Source organism: Pseudomonas soli, assembly GCF_021283165.2.
Lineage (GTDB): Bacteria > Pseudomonadota > Gammaproteobacteria > Pseudomonadales > Pseudomonadaceae > Aquipseudomonas > Aquipseudomonas soli.
The window spans coordinates 3968590-3986858 of record NZ_CP128543.1 but is presented as its reverse complement, the minus strand read 5'-3'; the positions used below and the strand labels follow the sequence as shown (position 1 = coordinate 3986858).

Below are 18269 nucleotides of genomic sequence, written 5' to 3'. Positions count from 1 at the left end.
TGTCGTGCCGACGAGCTGAGGCAAAAGGGCCGCCTGGCGGCCCTAGGCTGGATGCCTTACGACTTGAAGCGTCCCACCAACCCGTTCAGCTCATCCGACAGCTGTGCCAGCCTGCCAGAGTCGGCCTGTGCAGAGCTGGCCAGCCCCTCCACCAGTCTTGCCTCGTCGTAGATCTGCTGGATATGCCGATTGATCTCCTCGGCCACGCTGTGCTGCTCCTCGGCGGCCGCTGAAATCTGCAGGTTCTGGTCGCGGATCTCGTTCACCGAGAGCTGGATGCCTTCGAAGCTGTCGCGGGCATTCTCGATCGACGACACGCTGGCCCGCGACAGGTCCAGGCAGCTTTCCATCTTCTGCGAAACTTCATGGGTCTTGCCACCAAGGGTATTGAGCAACTGGTCGATCTCGCCGGTGGAGTCGGCGGTGCGTTTGGCCAGCGCCCGTACCTCGTCGGCCACCACGGCAAAACCACGGCCCTGGTCGCCGGCCCGGGCGGCCTCGATGGCGGCGTTGAGCGCCAGCAGGTTGGTCTGCTCGGCGATGGCGCGGATGGTGCCGAGGATCTGGTTGATGCTGCGGCTGCCTTCCTCCAGTTCGACCATGGCCTGGGATGACTCGCTCAGGCGTCGGCCCAGGCGATTGACGTTGTCGGTGGTCGCTTCGATCTGCTGCTTGCCCTCGGCCACGCGACGGTGGCCCTGTTCGGCGGCGTCGGCGGCGCTACTGCACGAACGCGCCACTTCGTTGGCGGTGGCGACCATCTCGTTGAAGGCGGTGGACACCAGCTCCACCGCCTCGCGCTGGCGCCCGGCGGCCTCGTTCATGTTGCCGGCCATCTCGCTGTTGCTACGCGAGGCTTCGTGCAGGTTGGTCGAGGCCGCGCCGATGCGCTGGATCAGTTGGCGGATGGCGGCGAGGAACTTGTTGAACCAGCCGGCCAGCTCGGCGGTCTCGTCCTTGCCCTGGACCTGCAGGTCGCGGCGCAGGTCGCCTTCACCCTCGGCGATCGACTGCAGGCCGGTGCTCACCTGGCCGATGGGTTTGACGATCACCCGCGAGAACGCTGCCGCCACCCCGGCGAAGATCAGCGCCAGCAGCACCACGATCACTGCCGTGACATAGGTCATGCGTGTGGCTGCGGCCATGACCTCGTCGTACTCGATAAGCCCGACGAAGCGCCAGCCCAGGCCTGGAGAGGTCCATACATTGGCCATGTAGCGCACGCCATCGATCACCACCTCGGTGGCGCCTTGCTCGGTGGCGGCCAACGCCGCGTACGGCGCGCCGAGGTCCTTGAGCTGCTTGAAGCTGTGCCCGGCGTTGCGCGGGTCGACCAGCACGGTGCCGTCCTCGATCAGCATCACGTAGCCGCTGTCGCCCAGCCTGATGCTCTTGACCAGCTCGGTGAGGTTCTTCAGCGACACGCTGACCACGAACACGCCCTTGGCCTTGCCGGCCGCGTCGAGCAGCGCGCGGGCGGTGCCGACCAGGGCCACGTCGTCCTTGTCGTAGTAGTACGCGGCGGTGCGCACCGTCTTGTCCGGGCTGGTCATGGCGGCCTTGTACCAGGGGCGGGTGCGCGGGTCGTACTTGGCCAGCTGTGGGTCATCCGGCCATTTCGCGTAGCTGCCGTCTTCCAGGCCGATTGAAAGGATCGCCGCTGCCGGGTGCGTGGTGCCGTAGCGTGCGAAGGCGTCAATGACCCGCTGCGCAGCCTCGGGCATCGGCTGGCTGGCGGCATCGGCGCCGGTGTAGTCCTTGAGCGAGGTGACCGAGGTGTATACAGGATCCTTGGCCATCTGATCGACGTTCTGCAGCGTGCCATCAAAGAACTGGCGCATGTTGCCGTCGATCTGGCGAATTTCCCGGGTGCTGCCGTCGAGGAACTGATCGACCGCCTCGCTGCGGATGTTCAGCACCGAGATGCCGCCAACCAGGGAGACCGGGATAAAGGGCACCAGTACAAAGGCCAGGATCAGTTTGTTTTTTATTTTCATCGTGACGCCCATCCGTGAGTGTGAAGGGTGTACATGGCCGCTTCGCTAGGGTGGTGGCCACTTGCTACCTTTTCTGTTTCGGCGGGCGGAATATAAACCTTTAGTGGATATTTCGTGTACAGGAAATTCAGAAATTGTCCTGACTTGCGGGCAAAGCGCAGCTGAGGCGTGGGAGCGGGCTTGCCCCGCGATGAGGTGGGAACTGTTGTTTCAAGCGGATTACTAAGACGTTCCCTATTTCATGTAGGACGTTTCCCAATCATGCTTTCACGGCCTTTCAGCTGTTGTTCTGGCCAGCCGCATTCCTTAGTCTCGACCTGTCGTTGCCAATTCAACGACCGGGTGTGCAAGCCCGAGGATGTGGTCCAGGTCGCTCAATGGCGGCTATACGTGGGAGGCCTTCGGGCCAGCCGGGTTCCTACTCCACGGTCTTGCACACCCGCGTATAGCTGCCTCCCTCGCGCTGAGCGAAAGCGGATATCGAAAGCTCCCATGGCTAGCTTCAGCGATCGAGCACCTTGTGATAGGTCACGAATTCCTGCTCGGCCTCATACCCCAGCGATTCATACAGCGCCTGGGCGGCAAGGTTGCTCCCGGCGGTGTCCAGGCTCAACCGCTGCGCGCCCTCGGCCTGGAAGATCCCGATCAGTTGCTGCATCAGGTAACGGGCATGACCGCCCCTGCGGGCGTGGGGGACGACGAACAGGTCATACAGCCAGTAGAAGCGCTTCATTGCCAGCGAGCAGGTGGCCGGGTACAGCTGGGCAAAGGCGATGGCCTGACCCTCGTCGTCCAGCAGCAGGTAGATCCGCGAGTTGCCGGTTTCGAGGTTGGCCTTGAGGAATGCACGGGAAGCGGGGAGGTCATCCGCCTCCTGGTAGAACATCCGGTACTGGTTGAAGAGGTCCGCGGCGGCGTCCAGGTAGTGCAGGTCACAGGCAATGACGTTCATGTCGTGGGCTCGCTATCAGGCTGTCCAGCGCCCTTGCTATGGGGGCAGTCCTGCAGGATTTCATGAAACACATCCGCTCGTACAGATGCCATATGCAGCGGCGTACGTGCGGCTTCCGAAGGTGTGCGGCAGCCTTGTTTCCTGTGTGCCGCAAAGCCGGAAAATCAGGTCTTTGTCACGAGTGTTTGCCGACCAATGGGGCTGCGGCTTGCTGGCGTCTATTCAGGGCATTAGCATCCGCTTTCCTCACTCACGGCCATGCGCAACCTTTGGCCGACTCCAGGATCAAGGACGAATGTTGCCGCTGCTTTCCCGCTTCCTGCTGCACGCACTGGTGTGTGTGGCTTTTCCCTTTATCTTGAGGCTTGGCTTCGATCTCTACCGGCAGCATGTCGGCCAGCCGATGGCGCGAGGTGTCAGCGTCGGCTTGGCGACGATGCTGGTGTTCTACGCCTTCGTGCTCTTCAACCTGTTGATGGTGGCCATTCCAAGGGCGGCAGTTCGCTACTGGCTGGCGCTGGTGCTGGTGCTGCTGGTACTGGCGTTCTTCAATACCTTGCACCCGTTGCGGGCGCTGGGCTTTGCGCTGTTGTGCGGTGGCTTGTGCGCGGTGGCCATCGCGATGACGCCACTGGTAACGTCGCTGTTGCACCAGTGCCGTCGGTGAAGGAGTTCAGCAGGCCAGCCCCCGTCGTTTTTCGAGCCACCTCTCGAAGCAGGTGAAGGTGTCGACAGCGGCTTCTACCGTCCGGGCCTGGGCGGCAGGCTCCGGAGCGGTGGCAGCCAGCCGTTCGAGGAAACTGCGCCAGCGTGCGCCGGTCAGCGGGCCGTAGACGTCGAGGAACGCGCCACCGTTGTCGGCGTCGATACCCAGACGTTCGGCCATGGCCCGCTTGAGCACCTGGCCACCGAGCGTGGAGCCTTCCAGTACATACATCACCCCAAGCGCGCTGGCTTCGTCATCGATGCGAGGCAGGGCGTGGCACCGGGGCAGCGCTTCGATGTCGATGGCCAGGGCGCCCAGGTCGCGTGACAGGGTGGGTGTCTTGTGGCGTTCGGCGCTCTGGTAGGCGCCCAGCAGTAAATCCAGCGGGGCATGAAAGCCATGGTAGGCCCCGAGCAGATCGGCGTAGGCCGCGCGGTCGAAGCCCTCGCTGAAGAAAGGCAGCCGCGCTTCCAGCCTCTGGTGGCAGGCGCGGGTACCTTCGCGCAGGGCAAGCAGCAACGGGCTGACGGTAGCGGACATGATGGCGGCTCTGGCGTTAGGGCATTCGATACTGCCAGATCAGGCGGCGCAATCACCACTGCCGATTTTGCGCACCTGGCCCGTGAACTGTGGAATCATTGCGCCGCCTCTGGAACGAGGCTTTCACAGCCAAGACAGGAATGCAGCACGATGCGCGCAACAACATGGAACTGGCTGGCCCTGGGGCTGGCGTTGCTGCCGGGCCTGGCCACCGCGGCGGAACCAGAGCCGGTACCGGTATACCGGGAGATCAAGGACTGGATTGTAGGCTGCGACAACACGCGTTTCTGCACCGCGGTCCTGGCCGATCACCCGGAGCGGATGCGAGTGGGCATGCTGGTGCAGCGTGAGGCGGGCGCCTGGGGCAACCTGCACCTGACCCTGGTGGGGAGCACCGACTGGTCGGGTGAGCCCATGCTCGACGGCCAGCTGCTGGTCGCCCCCTGGCGCATGACCCGCGGTGTCGAGACCACCCTGGAACTGGAGGGCGCCGATGCCTATGCCGTGTTGCGGCAATTGCGCAATGGCCAGCGCCTGGTGGACGACACCCGGCCAGGGGAGCGGGTGAGTTCGCTGCAGGGGCTGAGCGCCGCCTTGCTGCTGATGGATGCGGTGCAGGGCCGGGTCGGCCACTACAGTGCTCTGGTGCGCCCCGGCGACAGCGTTGCCGATGCGCAGCTACCCACCCCGGGCGAGCCTCGGGTGCCGGCCTTTGTCCCTGCCGGGCCGTTGAGCGCAGAGGAGCAAGCGGGCATCACCCAGGTGGCGATGGCCAAGGCGGCCGCCGAGAACCAGTTGATCAACGAATACGATGTCGCCCCCAAGCTAGAGCTGCATGCCCTGGACGACCAGCATGCGCTGGCATTGCTCAGCTACAACTGCAACGACTTCCATTGCCTCTACGCACTGTACAAGGTGTCGCGTGAAGCGCCTTACACCCTTGGGCCCCTGGAGTTCGAGGCGCCATCGAGCCCGGTGGTGATCAGCCGGATGCGCGACGCCATCGAGTTCTACCCTGGCAAAGGCGAGCTCCACAGCTATGCCAAGGACGACTATCCCGGCAGTTGCGGGGTGGAGGAAAGCTGGCGCTACGATGGCATGCGTATGCGCTTGCTCAAGCTGTCACGGATGGACCGCTGTGCCGAAGTGGGCACCGACAGTTGGCCGGTACTCTGGCGCAGTCAAGGCTGAACGCATGAAACGGACTTCAGGGATAACGCCATGCAATGGATGAAACACCCGCGTGCGGCATTGCTGCTGGCGCTCATGACGCCATCTGTCGTGCAGGCCGAGAACGCCCAGGCACCGCTCGAAGCAGTGCCGATGTACCGGCAGATCAAGGACTGGGCGGTTGGCTGCGACAACACCCGTGCCTGCACGGCGGTAATGGCGATCGACGACGACCTGATGGCCGGGCTACAGACCATCATCAGGCGCGAGGCGGGGCCACAGGGCGCGCTTGAGCTGACCCTGCGCGTGGGCCCGGCGTTTGCGGAACAGGTGCTGCTCGATGGGCAGGTACTGTCGGCCAACTGGCAGCGCATCCAGCTTGAATACGACTTCGACCTGCTGTTGGAAGACGATGAGGCGCTGGCGCTCATACGTCGGTTGCGCAACGGTGCACGCCTGAGTTCATTGACCGAGGATGGGGAGCTGGTCGCGTCCTTGCAGGGGCTCAGTGGTGCGCTGTTGGCCATCGATGCCGTGCAGGGCCGGGTCGGGCATGCCGATGCCCTGGTCAGAGTGGGAGATGCGCCCGCTGCCGATGTGCCTGGCGCTCCCGATACCGTGGTGCTGCCACAGTTCGTCGCCGCGCCGCGCATGAACGACGAGCAGGCCCATGAAATCGGCAGGATGGTAAAACGCCAGGCGAATGTCGAAGGCGATGTGCCGGGGATGAGCAACAGCCATTACGAGGTGCACCCGCTGGACGCTGCCAATGTCCTGGTCATTCTCAACGTGGGGTGCAGTGGCGAGTTCTGCGCCAATTTCCTGTATCGGGTGTCCCGCGCCGCGCCCTACCAGATCAGCGAAATGGCCTTCGAGGCGCCGACGCCGCTGCTGGCGCCGCGTCTGAGTGGCTATGTAGCGTTCGATGCGCAGAGCGGTCAATTGTTTGCCGCTGACAAAAGCCAGGTAGAGCGTGGTTGCGGGGTGATCCAGCAATGGCGTTACGACGGTGAGCGCATGCGCCTTGAGCGCGTGGCGCGGCTTGATCGCTGCGGGTATGTGAAACCGCAATTCTGGCCGGTGCTATGGCGTGTGCGGGAGTAGGTCGAGGCGAGCCGAGTGCCCATAGGCGCCGCTGACGCGCCGCATCGCCGGCTTGCCGGCGATGGGCGCGTAGCGCTCTCTGTCAGTGAGGTGTGGCTCAGAACGCCAGCTTGTAGCCGATCAATAGCAGCATGGTCGCCAGGCAAGGTCGCAGCACGCGGTCGGAGATGCGCCCGGTCAGGTGGCTGCCCAGGTAGATCCCCGGCAGCGAACCCAGCAGCAGGTAGCCCAGCAGCGACCAGTCCATGTTGCCCATGCCGGCATGACCCAGGCCGGCCACCAGGGTCAGCGGCACGGCGTGGGCGATCTCGGTACCGACCAGGCGGCGGGTGACCAGGAACGGGTAGAGCAGGAACAGCGCCACGGTGCCCAGCGCACCAGCGCCGATGGAGGTGAGGGTGACCATCACGCCCAGCACCACGCCGGTGATCACGGTGAGGATGTTCAGGGTACGGTCGCTGAGGTGGTAGTGATCGCCCGCATGCTTGCTGGCGAAGGCCTGCAGGCGCGACTTGAACAGGATCGCCAGGGCGGTGAGGATCAGCACCACCGCCAGGCCCTGCTTGATGATGGCGTTGAGCGCCGAGGTGTCGGTGTGCAGGGTGCTGAGGAACCACAGGGTCAGCGCGGCGGCCGGGACGCTGCCCAGGCTCAGCCAGCCGGTGATCTTCCAGTCGATGTTCTTGTTGCGGCCATGCACCCAGACGCCGCTGGCTTTGGTGATGGCGGCGTAGAGCAGGTCGGTGCCCACGGCAGTGGCCGGGTTGATGCCGAACCAAAGCAGGATCGGGGTCATCAGCGAACCGCCGCCGACGCCGGTCATGCCGACGATGAAGCCCACAACCAGGCCCGCAATGGTAAAACCGAAAGAACCTACATCCATACGCTACTCGACGCCCAGCTTGCCCGTGATCGGATGAGTGCCAGCATATAGATTTTTTTATAGCCAAATAGACTTGTTCGTTATTAGGTTATAACCACCCTGTGGCGGCACGCTCCTGTAAACCCACGGTCAACCAGAGTGGGTTTACCGGGAGCTAGCCCGCTCGAATGTCCCGGGCACGATTCGGCCAACCATGAAAGGAGCGTTCCATGAGCAATGACATCCAGCGTTTTCCCAGCAGCCTGCCGTTTCCATTTTCTCGTGCAGTGAAGGCCGGGGGCTTCCTGTTCCTGTCCGGCCAGGTGCCCATGAGCGTCAGTGGCGAAGTGGTACGCGGTGATATCCAGACACAGACACGAGCGGCCTGCGAACGTATCGCCGAGAGCCTGGCAGTGAGTGGGGCGCGTTTCGACCAGGTGGTGAAATGCACGGTCTGGCTGTCGGACATGAGCCATTTCGCCGGCTTTAACGAGGTTTACAAAGAGTTCTTTGGCGCAGCGCTACCGGTGCGATCGACGGTGGCATCGGCGCTGGCGCTGGGGGTCGATGTGGAGATCGAGGTGCAGGCGTTCGTCGGCGAGTGAGGAGTAGCTGCAGAATGCTTGCGTAATCGCCGATGTGATCGAAGGCGTGATCGCGCAGGGAGCCCGCTCCTGCAACACGTACAGGAGCGGGCGGCAGGTCAGATGCGGAAGCTGCCCACCAGTTGCTTCAGGCGCCCGGCCTGCTGGCTCAGGGCGTCGCAGTGGCGCAGGGTGTCGTTGAGGTTCTCCACCCCTTGCTGGTTCAGCGCGTTGATCTGGGTGATATCCAGGTTCAGGCTTTCGACCACGGCGGTCTGCTCTTCGGTGGCGGTGGCCACCGACTGGTTCATGCCGTCGATCTCGCCGATACGCTGGGTGACACTGGCCAGGCGCTCACCGGCCTCGTTGGCCACCTGCACGGTCTCTTCGCTGGAGACCTGGCTGGTGTTCATGGTGTGTACCGCCTCACGCGAGCCGACCTGCAGGCTGGTGATCATGCGGTGGATTTCTTCGGCCGATTCCTGGGTGCGGTGGGCCAGGTTGCGCACTTCGTCGGCAACCACGGCGAAACCACGCCCGGCTTCACCGGCACGGGCGGCCTCGATGGCGGCGTTGAGCGCCAGCAGGTTGGTCTGCTGGGAGATGCCCTTGATCACGTCGAGGATCTTGCCGATTTCGTCGGTGCTGGCGTTGAGGGTCTCGATCTGCTCGCAGGACTCGCTGATGCGCTGGGACAGGGCGGTCATGGCGCTGATCGCCTCTTCGACCACCTGGCGGCCACCGTTGGCCTGTTCGCTGGCGCCGCTGGCGTGCTGCGAGGCGTCGGCGGCGTTGCGGGCGATTTCCTGGGTGGCGGCGCCCAGCTCGTTGATCGCCGCGGCGACGCTGTTGGTGCGCATGCTCTGCTCTTCGGAGCCGGTGAGCGAGGCATTGGAGGCGACCACGACCTTTTCCGACAGGTCATGCACCAGGCGGGTGGCCGAGGACACCTCGCTGATCGAGGCGTGGATACGCTCGACGAAACGGTTGAACGAGGTGGCCAGCTCGCCGAACTCGTCCTTCTGCTCGACGGTCAGGCGGCGGGTCAGGTCGCCTTCGCCTTCGGCGATGTCCTGCATGGCGCGGCCCATGGTGGTCAGCGGGCGCATCAGTACCGGGATCAGCAGGCCGAGCAGTCCGGCGATGACGGCCACCGCGATGAGCATGGCGATGATGGCCGAGGTACGGAACTGGCTCAGCGGGGCGTAGGCTTTTTCTTTATCGATCGACAGGCCGATGTACCACTGCGCCGACGGCAGGCCGTCCACCGGGGCGAAGGAGATGATGCGGTCCTTGCCGTCGAGGCTGACTTCCTGGATGCCGGATTCGACACGCAGCGGGGAGCCTGGGTAGATGTCCTTGAGGTTCTTCATCACCCGGTCCTTGTCCGGGCTGACGATCACCTGGCCATTGCGGTCGACCAGGAAGGCGTGGCCAAGGCCGCCGAAGTCCACGGCATTGATGATGTCCACCAGGGTGTTCAGGCTCAGGTCGCCGCCGACCACGCCGATCAGCTCGCCGCTGGATTTGGCCTTGACCGGCATGGCGATGGTCACCACCAGGCCACCCACTGCAGCCATGTAGGGCGGGGTCAGCATCGTCTGGTTGGCGGCCACGGCCTGGGTGTACCAGGGGCGCTGACGCGGGTCGTAGCCGTCAGGCATCTTGGCATCGGGGCGTTGGGTGAACAGGCCGGTGTTCTGGCCGAAATAGGTGAATTGGAAGTTGCTGGTGTACGACGGCTGGTCGACCAGGCCCGGCACGTTGCTGCCGGCGCCTTGCTGGGCGATGTCCTGGGCCAGGTTTTCCAGGACCAGGATGCGTCCGCTCATCCAGTTCTGCACGCTGCTGGCGGTCTGTGCGCCGGCCTGGCGCACCGAAGACTCGATGTTCTGGCGGATGGTGTTGCGTTGCAGGTAGTCGTTGTACAGGGTGAACAGGGCGAAGGCCAGTACGACGACGGCGCAGGCACTGAGCAGGATCTTGTGGCGGAATTTCAGGTTCATGTTTCGAGACCTTGAGCCAGTGAAAGGAGGGCGCCGCGTGCTTGTGGCACGAGTGGCGGAGCCTGTTGCAACGGTATCGGCCGATTCTGAAAAATGTTGAAAGACTAAATGTCGCAATAGTTGGCCGAATCGACCTCACAGGGTGACAAATCATTTCGAAGCCAACAGGCCCACCAATGTTCTGGCCGCTTGGCCGAGGGGTTGCTGTTTAAGCCAGAAGGCGTTCACCGGCAGTTGCAGTTCATTGCGGGTGTTCTGGAATCGCAGTCGCACCAGGCGTCCGTCCGCAAGCAGCGGCGCCACCCGCGCCAGCGGCAAGTCGCCCCAGCCCAGGCCGGCCTCGACCATCTGCAGGGCCAGGTCCAGGCTATCGGTACGCCAGTGCGAGGTGCCGATCAGCGAGCGGGGATCGCTCAGCGGCAGGTCGCGGCTGCACACCAGGATCTGCCGCAGGTTGACCAGGTCTTCGAGGTTACGGATGCGCCCTTCGCGTAGTGCGGGGTGATGTGGCGACAGGGTGGCCACCAGCGATTCCAGGGCGATGTGCTGGAAGCTGCGTCGCGGGTCCACCTGCAGCCCGGCGAAGGCCAGACACAGGCGCACCCGACCACTGTCGAGCAGTTGCAGGGCCTCTTCCTGCGGGGCGGCGAGCAGTTCGATGTCCAGCAGCGGGTAGCGCTCGCCCATGCGGGTGATGGCCCCGAGCAACGGGCGCTGATCGATATCCGGCACCACGGCGATGGCCAGGCTGCTTTCCAGCCCTCGCGACAGCTCCAGCGCATGCACCTCCAACAGCCCCAGCTGTTCGGCGATCAACCGGGCATGGGGCTCCAGGGCCTGGGCCTGGGCGGTCGGGCGTGCCTCCCGCGACCCACGCTCGAACAGCGTGTAGCCAAGCTCCGCCTCGAGGTTGCCGATGGCCATGCTCACCGCCGAGGGCACGCGCCCGAGCGCCCGCGCGGCAGCCGAGAATGAGCCGCGGTCGAGCACGGCGAGAAACAGCAGGATGGTATCGCTGGAAAAGTTCATGGCAGTCTCCTTTCAGTAAATCTGAAAGCTGCCGACTTTTTCTGTCAAGTATGTTGATGCATTCTGCGCGCCTTCGTCATATCCGCAACAAGGTAATCCCGTGCAAGGACTCAAACGCAAACTGGTCTACGTGACCTTCTATGAACTGATCGGCCTGTGCATGTCGACCCTGGGCCTGGCCTACCTGTCCGACACCCAGGCTTCGCACACCGGCCCCCTGGCAGTGATGATCACCACCATCGCCATGGCCTGGAACCTCATCTACAACAGCCTGTTCGAGTATTGGGAGAGCCGCCAGGCCACCCGCGGGCGCAGCCTCGGGCGGCGGGTGGCGCATGCCATCGGCTTCCAGCTGACCCTGGTGGTGTACCTGATCCCGCTGATCGCCTGGTGGCTGGACATGACCCTTGTGGAGGCGTTGATGGTGGATCTGGCGTTCATCGTCCTGGTGCCGTGCTACACCTTCGTCTACAACTGGGCGTTCGACCGCATCTTTGGGCTGCCGACTTCGGCGCTGGCGACCGCCTGAACGTGCTGCGTGCGCGGGGTCATGGCGGCAGGCGAATCAGCAACGGTTCCTGTGAGCGGCTTCCGAGCAAGCTGTCCTCCACCTGCCCCGACAGGTAATACACCCCGGCCATGGCGCCGCTCTGGCGATTCTCCATCAGCTCCTGCCATTCCTGGTTCAGCGCCACATTGAGGATCACCTGCAGCTGCTCGACCATCTGCGGCTGTTCACGGTCGTGGGTGATGATGCCGTAGCCGGTTGCCGCCACCGAGATCAACGCCCCTGCCGCCTTGCCCACCGCCGCCGCGATGGCACTGGCGGCACCGCGTGGCGCCAGTGTGGCGCCGAGTTTCTCGCTGGCCTGGGTGGCCACTGACGACAATCCGGCCTCGGTCTGCCCGGGGGCCTTGGCGGCCTGTTGGTGCAGGTGCTGGCGCAGGGACTGCCAGGCCAGCTGTTGGTCCAGCGACTTGGCCCGCAGCAGTTGGTAAAGCGAGGCATTGCGTGCATCCGGCGGGCCCAGGGCGATGATCGGGATGCGGTTGAGGCGCTGGCTGAACTGCTCGGGCGGGGCGTTGTAGCGCTGGATGATGGTCGGCAGTTGCTGGCCGAGCAGTTGCAGGTACAGCTCGCTGGCGCGGTCGCGGATACCCTCGGGGTTGATCTGTTCGGCCACCGGGTCGATGACCCGTTCGCGATACTGTTCCTGCAGGTACAGGCCCAGGCGCTTCTCCGCGGGTTCCTGGCCATTGCCATTGTGCATCTTGTACCAGGCTACCTTGAGCGTGAGCCACTGCTGAGTCCAGTAACCGGTGAACCAGGGGATGAAGTCGTTCTCGGTGCGTTGCTGCACTTGCTCCTTCCACACGCGCATGGAGCGGCGGGCGTAGTCGTTGGCCGATCCCGCAGCGGCGACCGAGGCCTCGATGATGTCCTGGTCGATGCGCTGCCAGACGGTCGGTGGCAGGTTCTGCGGCGGGGGCGGGGCGGGTGGGCGTTTGCCGGCGCAGCCGGCGAGGGCCAGCAGCAGGCAGAGCGGAACCATCGCGAGGATCGATTTCACGCGGATTGCCCCCTTGGCCAGAGGCTGGGTGATTTACCGAAGTATAGGTTTGTCTTGAGGGCATCATCGCGGGGCAAGCCCGCGGCAGCGCGTCAGCCCACCCGTTTCAGGTGCAGCAACGGGAATGGATCGCCTTGTCCATCCACCTCGCTGCGCCCGACCTGGACGAAGCCGTGTCTGAGGTAGAACCCCACGGCCTGTGGGTTCTGTTCGTTGACATCGACTTCTCGTACGCCCAGCTCATCGATCACATGGGCCAGCAAGGATTTGCCGATGCCCTGGCCACGGCAGGCCGGGTCGACGAAGAGCATTTCCAGCTTGCCCTCATGCACCCCGGCAAACCCTTGTATGTACCCTGCGCTGTCCGACCAGGCACGCAGCTGGACAAAACCCAGGTACTGCTCGCGCACCAGCGGGCGCAGGCGCTCGACGTATCCCGCCGGCAGGAAGTCGTGGGTCGCCCGCACCGAGGCTTCCCACAGATCGGCCAGTCGATCGTAGTGTTGCGCGCCGACTGGCGCGATAGTGAAGTTCATGAGCCCTCCAAGGCATTTAGGTCATCGGCGACAGGGTACGGCATTGCGCTATGCTCGGCATTGCGTCCGCGAACAGGAGAGCTGCTGATGAAGGGTGCCAAGGCCGATGCCTTGCTGTTGGTGGATGTGCAGTGCGCTTTCATGGAGGGCGCCGATGCGGTGCCTGGCCACCTGGCCCTGCAGCAGAGCATCGCCCGCTTGCTCGGCCGCGCCCGCCAGGCCGGGGTGGCGGTGATCTTCCTGCAGAACGACGGTGCGCCGGGCAGCCCGGATGCCCCGCACAGTGCCGGCTGGCAGTTGTATTTCCCGCCGGCGCCGGGCGAGCACGTGCTGTTCAAGACCGAGGACGATGGCTTCCTCGAAACCGGGTTGCAAACCTTGCTCGATGAACGCGGGGTCCGCCACCTGGCCCTGGCCGGCCTGCTCTCGGAGATGTGCCTGGCGGCAACCGCCCGAGCCGCGCTGCGAAGAGGTTTCGAGGTGCTGCTGCCCCACGATGCCCACGCCACCTACGACGTGCCACCCGGCCCTGGCGGCTCGCCGGGAGTGCCCGCCGCCCTGGCAGCCCGGGCGGCGGAGTGGTCGCTGGGGGACGAGGTGCAGATCCTGCCTGGTGTCGAGGCCGTGGCGTTCAGCTTGGCCAGCACGACTGGCGGATGATGCTGCAGAAATTGCCCGGGCGGAATGCCGGCTCCTTGTCGGCGATGACGTCTGCCTTGACGTTGCCGAACGTGGTCTGCGGCTTGTCGCGGATACCGTCGTAGAAGGCCTGGATGATTGCTTCCTTGAAGCGCTCGCCGCGCGGATGCGCAGCCACCACGGCGTCGCGCTCGCCTGTGGCGAGGCCTTCGTGGTGCAGGCCGAGTACGTCGGTTTCCACGCCAGCGGTGACCAGCGCGATCAGCGGGTGCATGTGCTCGGGGATACCCGGCGTGGTGTGCAAGGCAATGGCCGTCCAGACCCGTTCGATATCGCGCTCGTCGATACGGTGCTGCTGCAGGAAGTCGCGGGCGGCGTTGGCGCCATCGACCTCGAAGCGGCAGCAGTCGCTGCTGTGGGTGTGGGTCAGGCCCATGTCGTGGAACATGCAGCCGCAGTACAGCAGCTCTGCGTCATATTCCAGGCCCAGGCGCCGGCCGGCGAGGGCGGCGAAATAATAGACGCGGCTGGAGTGGTGGAACAGCAGCGGCGAAGCGGTGTCGCGGACCAGCTCGGTGATCTCGCGGGTCATGGCGGTGTCGGGGATGTGGATGCCGGCGATTGACATGGTGATGGCTCCTTCGTGGGTGAGGTGGCCAGCTTGCCGCGCTATGCAAATGTCCTCAATTGACGTAATGCGTCAGATTCTGCCATTGTCGGTTGTCTTCAGACGTGCCTTGAGCGCACCGTGCGCAGGAGTTTGTGTGCCCATCACCCTTGCCATCCTCGCCATGCCCGGCGTGCAGCTGCTCGACGCCTGCGGCCCCCTCGACGTCTTTGCCGAGGCCAACCGCCAAACCGGGCGGGAGGCCTATCGCCTGTCGCTGCTGGCGTGCGAGCCCGGGCCGCTGGTCAGCTCGTCGGGTGCCAGGCTGTTGCCCGACGGCTGGATCGGCGATGCCCTTGGCCCCTTCGACACGTTGCTGATTGCCGGCACGCCCCTGGCCGCCGGGCAGCACCTGCGCAGCGGCATCCTCGATTGGTTGCGCGAGCATGCCGCCAGCAGCCGGCGCTATGGCTCGGTCTGTACCGGCGCCTTCGCCCTGGCCGCCGCCGGCCTGCTCGATGAGCGGCGCATCACCACCCACTGGGCGGTGGCCGAGGCGCTGGCACAGCGTTATCCGCAGGTCACGGTGGAGGCCGACGCGATCCAGGTGCACGACGGCAAGGTACGCACCGCCGCGGGCGTCACCGCAGGGCTCGACCTGGCCCTGGCGTTGGTGGAGGAAGACCTGGGCCGCGAGGTCGCCAAGCAGGTGGCAAGCCAGCTGGTGATGTATTTCAAACGCCCCGGCGGGCAGCTGCAGTTCAGCCGCCAGGGCGCCACGTCGACGGTGGGGCGTTCGGCGTTGCAGGGGTTGCAGCGCTACGTGGCGGCCAATCCGGCCGAGGATCATGGTGTCGCCCGTCTGGCGGCGCGGGTCGGCCTCAGCCCACGGCATTTCGCCCGGCTGTTCCAGGCCGACGTAGGCATGACCCCGGCGGCCTGGGTGGAACTGGCGCGGGTCAATGCGGCGCGCGAACGCCTGGAAGGCGGGCTGGAACCGCCCAAGCAAGTGGCGGCGCTGTGCGGCTTCGCCAATGCCGACACGCTGCGGCGGGCCTTCATGCGGCATGTCGGGGTGACCCCCGCCGAATACCGCAAGCGCTATGCCCGGCCGGTCTGATCCAGGTCGAGCTTGGCTTCCAGACGGTCCAGATGTTCATGCATCAGGTCCAGTGCCGCCTGGCCGTCACCGTTCTCCACCGCGTCGATGATCGCCGCATGCTCCTGCCAGGCGCAGTGCTCGCAGCAGGGCGCTTCGTAGCGGGCGATGATCAGCGAGGTCATCGGTACCAGGCCATTGAGAAAGCGTGCCAGCGGCGCGTTGGCGGCCATCTGCGCCAGCTTCATGTGGAACTCGCCGCCCAGGCGGATTGCCGTGCAGCGTTCGCCGCGTTCATGGTGCTGGCGCTCGCGCTCTACCAGCTGGCGCAACTGCCGGATCTGCGCCGGGCGGGCGCGTTGGGTGGCCAGGCCGATCAGCGTGGTTTCGGCCAGGCGCCGGGCGCTCAGCACCTGGCGCGCCTGTTCAGGGTCGGGGGCCGCCAGGTGCGCGGTATGACTGGGGCGCTGCACCACCACCTGCTGGTCGGACAGGCGCCCGAGCACCCGGCGGATCACGGTGCGGCTGACGCCGAAGGCATTGCCCAGCGCCTGCTCGGGCAGGGCGCTGCCCGGTGGCAGGCGCTGTTCGAGGATGGCATCGAACAGCCGGGGGTAGATCTGTTCCGCCGACAGGCGGGTCTCGCCGGCACCGAGCAGGGCAGGCAGGCGGGGGGCGGCTTGGGCGCAGGCGGTCATGGTCGCTCTCCTTCTTTGTTCAGTTGCCTGGTTGGTCGTCCGGGATATTCAGGGCGATGCCCATGCGCTGGCCCTCGGCGAGGATGTGCTGGCGCATCTGCTGGCTGGCCTTGGCGCTGTTGCGCTCACGGATGGCACGCACCACCGCCTCGTTTTCGCTGAGGCGCGCGGCCAGGTGTTCGGGCGAATTGCGCAGCATGTCGGCACTCTGCTTGAGGGCATTGCCGGTCTGCTGCACGACACTCTGGAAGATCGGATTGGTGGTCAGCGCGAACAGCGCCTCGTGGAAGGCGATATAGGCATTGATGCCGGCCTCGCTGTCGCCTGCGTCGAGGGCTTCGCGCATGTCCATCAGGGTCAGGCGCAACTGGCCGATGTCCTGGCTGCCGGCCGATTGCGCCACCAGGCCGGCAATGAAAGGCTCAAGGGTGTAGCGCAGCTCGAGCACGTCAGCCAGGCTGGCCTCGGCGATGCTGTCCGGCTCTTGCGCCTGGCTGGCGTCGGCATCGAGCACCAGCACGCCCTTGCCCGGCATCGAGCGCACCAGGCCCAGGGTTTCCAGCACGATCACCGCCTCGCGCAGGCTGGGCCGGCTGATGCCCAGCTGTTCGGCCAGCTCGCGCTGGCCGGGCAGCATGTCACCGCTGCGCCACTGGCCACGGGCCAGGGCCTGGCGGAGTTTCTCCACCACTGAATTGACTACGGTCGAAGAGCTGATCACGGTTCGCTCCTTGGTTGACGCTGCATCTTGGCCCTTGGCGGGCCGGCGCGGGGCGCCGGCGGCCTTGGGCTTAGAATTCCTGTTGATGGGGTTGGCCCTGCTTGCGGGTGGCCGGGGCGAAGCCGGGTTTGTTGGCCAGCACATTGTTGGCGCGTTCGAGGTCGATGTCCTTTTCCCAGCGGGCGATGGCCACGGTGGCGACGCAGTTGCCGATCAGGTTGGTCAGCGCCCGGCCAATGCCCATGAACCAGTCCACGGCCAGCACCAGCACCAGGCCGACCACCGGGATCGCCGGGACTGCGGTCAGGGTGGCGGCGAGAATCACCAGGGCCGAGCCTGGGATGCCGTGGGCGCCCTTGGAAGTCACCAGCGACACCAGAAGAATGGTCAGCAAATCGGTCATCGCCAGCGGCGTGCCGGTGGCGTTGGCGATGAACACGATGGCCAGGGTCAGGTAGATGGAGAAACCATCGAGGTTGAACGAGTAGCCGGTGGGGATGACCAGCCCGACGGTGGAGCTGCCGATGCCCAGGTGCTCGAGCTTGCGCATCACCTGCGGCAGCACGGCGTCGGAGGAGGCAGTGCCAAGGACGATGGATAGCTCTTCACGCAGGTACTTGATGAACGGCAGCAGCTTGAGCCCTGACAAGCGCATCACTGTGCCAAGAATGATCAGCACGAAGCCGGCGCAGGTCAGGTAGAACAGCGCTACCAGGCCGCCCAGGTGCTGCAGCGAGCTCAGGCCGTACTTGCTGGTGGTGAAGGCGATGGCGCCGAACACGCCGATGGGGGCCAGGCGCACGATCATGCCCATGATGCGGAAGATCACATGGCTGAGCTCGTTGATCAGCCGCGAAATGCCCGAGGCAGATTCACCGACCAGGTTCAGCGCGCTGCCGAACAGCACCGAGAACAGCAGCACCTGGAGAATGTTGTTGTCGGCGAAAGCGCCCAGTACCGAAGTGGGGATCAGGTCCATGAGGAAGGTGGTAGTGCTGTGGATGTGCGCGCCACGGTCGGCCAGGGCGCCGGCATCGGCGCTGGATAACTGGTCGAGGTGAATGTTGGCGCCACTGCCGATGCCGGTGGAGAAGGCAAACACCAGGCCGATGATCAGGGCCAAGGTCGTCAGCACTTCGAAGTAGATCACCGACTTCAGGCCGATACGCCCGACCTTCTTCAGATCGCCGGCGCCGGAAATGCCGCTGACCACAACGCAGAATACGATCAGGCCGATGAGCATCTTGATCAGCTTGATGAAGCCATCACCCAGGGGTTTGAGTTGCAGGGACAGGTCGGGGAAGCTCAGGCCGCAGATCACGCCAAGGGCGAGGCCGAGCACAACCTGGAGGAAAATCGAACGCGAACACCATTTGAGCATGGGAGGAGTCTCTGGTCGGTGTCCTTGCCCCCCAAGCCACACGGAGCGAAAGAGTGCAGGACTTAAT

19 protein-coding genes are annotated in these 18269 nt (G+C 64.9%); 7 read left to right on the top strand and 12 right to left on the bottom strand.

The features are described 5' to 3' along the window. Window positions 1-56: 56 nt before the first annotated feature. Window positions 57-1997, bottom strand: coding sequence for a methyl-accepting chemotaxis protein (locus LU688_RS18480; RefSeq protein ID WP_160290957.1), 1941 nt, complete (start codon window positions 1995-1997; stop codon window positions 57-59). Window positions 1998-2499: 502 nt separating this feature from the next. Beyond that, window positions 2500-2949, bottom strand: coding sequence for a GNAT family N-acetyltransferase (locus LU688_RS18475; RefSeq protein WP_160290958.1), 450 nt, complete (start codon window positions 2947-2949; stop codon window positions 2500-2502). Window positions 2950-3244: 295 nt separating this feature from the next. On the opposite strand from LU688_RS18475, the gene LU688_RS18470 reads away from it, so the two are divergent. Then, complete coding sequence (locus LU688_RS18470; RefSeq protein WP_023630680.1) at window positions 3245-3616, top strand: hypothetical protein; 372 nt, start codon at window positions 3245-3247, stop codon at window positions 3614-3616. Between the two features lie 6 nt (window positions 3617-3622). Here LU688_RS18470 and LU688_RS18465 read toward each other — a convergent pair whose 3' ends face one another. Further along, window positions 3623-4195, bottom strand: coding sequence for a biliverdin-producing heme oxygenase (locus LU688_RS18465; RefSeq protein ID WP_232888052.1), 573 nt, complete (start codon window positions 4193-4195; stop codon window positions 3623-3625). A gap of 150 nt (window positions 4196-4345) precedes the next feature. Here LU688_RS18465 and LU688_RS18460 point away from each other — a divergent pair, with 150 nt between their 5' ends. Together LU688_RS18460 and LU688_RS18455 are read left to right on the top strand one after the other, a co-directional pair. Beyond that, complete coding sequence (locus LU688_RS18460; protein WP_160290960.1) at window positions 4346-5386, top strand: DUF1176 domain-containing protein; 1041 nt, start codon at window positions 4346-4348, stop codon at window positions 5384-5386. Between the two features lie 30 nt (window positions 5387-5416). Continuing rightward, a complete protein-coding gene (locus tag LU688_RS18455) occupies window positions 5417-6469 on the top strand; it encodes a DUF1176 domain-containing protein (RefSeq protein ID WP_160290961.1) in 1053 nt (350 codons plus the stop codon). Window positions 6470-6566: 97 nt separating this feature from the next. On the opposite strand, the gene LU688_RS18450 is transcribed toward LU688_RS18455, so the two are convergent. Then, entirely contained in the window at window positions 6567-7352 is a 786-nt protein-coding gene (locus LU688_RS18450; RefSeq protein ID WP_023630744.1) for a sulfite exporter TauE/SafE family protein, read from the bottom strand. 209 nt (window positions 7353-7561) lie between these two features. Between LU688_RS18450 and LU688_RS18445 the strand changes: the two genes are divergently transcribed. After that, window positions 7562-7936, top strand: a complete 375-nt coding sequence (locus LU688_RS18445) for a RidA family protein (RefSeq protein ID WP_023630743.1) — start codon at window positions 7562-7564, stop codon at window positions 7934-7936. A gap of 98 nt (window positions 7937-8034) precedes the next feature. Here the strand turns inward: LU688_RS18445 and mcpA are convergent, their stop codons facing one another. Both mcpA and LU688_RS18435 read right to left on the bottom strand, forming a co-directional pair. Further along, a complete protein-coding gene (gene mcpA / locus LU688_RS18440; RefSeq protein WP_038706459.1) occupies window positions 8035-9921 on the bottom strand; it encodes a methyl-accepting chemotaxis protein McpA in 1887 nt (628 codons plus the stop codon). 150 nt (window positions 9922-10071) lie between these two features. Beyond that, entirely contained in the window at window positions 10072-10950 is an 879-nt protein-coding gene (locus LU688_RS18435) for a LysR family transcriptional regulator (protein WP_160290962.1), read from the bottom strand. A gap of 100 nt (window positions 10951-11050) precedes the next feature. Between LU688_RS18435 and LU688_RS18430 the strand changes: the two genes are divergently transcribed. Further along, window positions 11051-11479, top strand: a complete 429-nt coding sequence (locus LU688_RS18430) for a PACE efflux transporter (protein WP_094011273.1) — start codon at window positions 11051-11053, stop codon at window positions 11477-11479. 19 nt (window positions 11480-11498) lie between these two features. Here the strand turns inward: LU688_RS18430 and LU688_RS18425 are convergent, their stop codons facing one another. Beyond that, on the bottom strand, window positions 11499-12503 hold the full coding sequence (locus tag LU688_RS18425; protein ID WP_160290973.1) for a hypothetical protein: 1005 nt from the start codon (window positions 12501-12503) through the stop codon (window positions 11499-11501). Window positions 12504-12613: 110 nt separating this feature from the next. Next, entirely contained in the window at window positions 12614-13057 is a 444-nt protein-coding gene (locus LU688_RS18420) for a GNAT family N-acetyltransferase (RefSeq protein ID WP_160290963.1), read from the bottom strand. An 87-nt stretch (window positions 13058-13144) separates the two neighbouring features. Between LU688_RS18420 and LU688_RS18415 the strand changes: the two genes are divergently transcribed. Next, window positions 13145-13717, top strand: coding sequence for an isochorismatase family protein (locus LU688_RS18415; RefSeq protein WP_160290964.1), 573 nt, complete (start codon window positions 13145-13147; stop codon window positions 13715-13717). On the opposite strand, the gene LU688_RS18410 is transcribed toward LU688_RS18415, so the two are convergent. Beyond that, window positions 13689-14330, bottom strand: coding sequence for an HD domain-containing protein (locus LU688_RS18410; protein ID WP_031316881.1), 642 nt, complete (start codon window positions 14328-14330; stop codon window positions 13689-13691). The genes LU688_RS18415 and LU688_RS18410 overlap by 29 nt on opposite strands. 130 nt (window positions 14331-14460) lie before the next feature. Here LU688_RS18410 and LU688_RS18405 point away from each other — a divergent pair, with 130 nt between their 5' ends. Further along, entirely contained in the window at window positions 14461-15423 is a 963-nt protein-coding gene (locus tag LU688_RS18405; RefSeq protein ID WP_038706455.1) for a GlxA family transcriptional regulator, read from the top strand. Here the strand turns inward: LU688_RS18405 and LU688_RS18400 are convergent. The 3 genes from LU688_RS18400 to LU688_RS18390 all read right to left on the bottom strand — a co-directional run bounded on the left by LU688_RS18400 (window position 15405) and on the right by LU688_RS18390 (window position 18202). After that, window positions 15405-16100 (bottom strand): GntR family transcriptional regulator, encoded by a 696-nt coding sequence (locus LU688_RS18400; RefSeq protein ID WP_038706454.1) that lies wholly within the window; start codon window positions 16098-16100, stop codon window positions 15405-15407. The genes LU688_RS18405 and LU688_RS18400 overlap by 19 nt on opposite strands. A 19-nt stretch (window positions 16101-16119) precedes the next feature. Further along, a complete protein-coding gene (locus tag LU688_RS18395; RefSeq protein WP_023631151.1) occupies window positions 16120-16821 on the bottom strand; it encodes a FadR/GntR family transcriptional regulator in 702 nt (233 codons plus the stop codon). Between the two features lie 70 nt (window positions 16822-16891). Next, window positions 16892-18202: a C4-dicarboxylate transporter DctA gene (locus tag LU688_RS18390; RefSeq protein WP_160290965.1), complete on the bottom strand. Its 1311-nt coding sequence runs from the start codon at window positions 18200-18202 to the stop codon at window positions 16892-16894. Between the last annotated feature and the right edge of the window lie 67 nt (window positions 18203-18269).

What these genes read in the sequence shown, in the direction of transcription:
- LU688_RS18460 (WP_160290960.1), top strand. Translation starts at nt 4,346, where the DNA reads ATGCGCGCAACAACATGGAACTGGCTGGCCCTGGGGCTGGCGTTGCTG.
- LU688_RS18445 (WP_023630743.1), top strand. Translation starts at nt 7,562, where the DNA reads ATGAGCAATGACATCCAGCGTTTTCCCAGCAGCCTGCCGTTTCCATTT.
- LU688_RS18465 (WP_232888052.1), bottom strand. Translation starts at nt 4,195, where the DNA reads ATGTCCGCTACCGTCAGCCCGTTGCTGCTTGCCCTGCGCGAAGGTACC.
- LU688_RS18470 (WP_023630680.1), top strand. Translation starts at nt 3,245, where the DNA reads ATGTTGCCGCTGCTTTCCCGCTTCCTGCTGCACGCACTGGTGTGTGTG.
- LU688_RS18475 (WP_160290958.1), bottom strand. Translation starts at nt 2,949, where the DNA reads ATGAACGTCATTGCCTGTGACCTGCACTACCTGGACGCCGCCGCGGAC.
- LU688_RS18480 (WP_160290957.1), bottom strand. Translation starts at nt 1,997, where the DNA reads ATGAAAATAAAAAACAAACTGATCCTGGCCTTTGTACTGGTGCCCTTT.
- LU688_RS18390 (WP_160290965.1), bottom strand. Translation starts at nt 18,202, where the DNA reads ATGCTCAAATGGTGTTCGCGTTCGATTTTCCTCCAGGTTGTGCTCGGC.
- LU688_RS18400 (WP_038706454.1), bottom strand. Translation starts at nt 16,100, where the DNA reads ATGACCGCCTGCGCCCAAGCCGCCCCCCGCCTGCCTGCCCTGCTCGGT.
- LU688_RS18425 (WP_160290973.1), bottom strand. Translation starts at nt 12,503, where the DNA reads ATGGTTCCGCTCTGCCTGCTGCTGGCCCTCGCCGGCTGCGCCGGCAAA.
- LU688_RS18450 (WP_023630744.1), bottom strand. Translation starts at nt 7,352, where the DNA reads ATGGATGTAGGTTCTTTCGGTTTTACCATTGCGGGCCTGGTTGTGGGC.
- LU688_RS18455 (WP_160290961.1), top strand. Translation starts at nt 5,417, where the DNA reads ATGCAATGGATGAAACACCCGCGTGCGGCATTGCTGCTGGCGCTCATG.
- LU688_RS18435 (WP_160290962.1), bottom strand. Translation starts at nt 10,950, where the DNA reads ATGAACTTTTCCAGCGATACCATCCTGCTGTTTCTCGCCGTGCTCGAC.
- LU688_RS18415 (WP_160290964.1), top strand. Translation starts at nt 13,145, where the DNA reads ATGAAGGGTGCCAAGGCCGATGCCTTGCTGTTGGTGGATGTGCAGTGC.
- mcpA (WP_038706459.1), bottom strand. Translation starts at nt 9,921, where the DNA reads ATGAACCTGAAATTCCGCCACAAGATCCTGCTCAGTGCCTGCGCCGTC.
- LU688_RS18420 (WP_160290963.1), bottom strand. Translation starts at nt 13,057, where the DNA reads ATGAACTTCACTATCGCGCCAGTCGGCGCGCAACACTACGATCGACTG.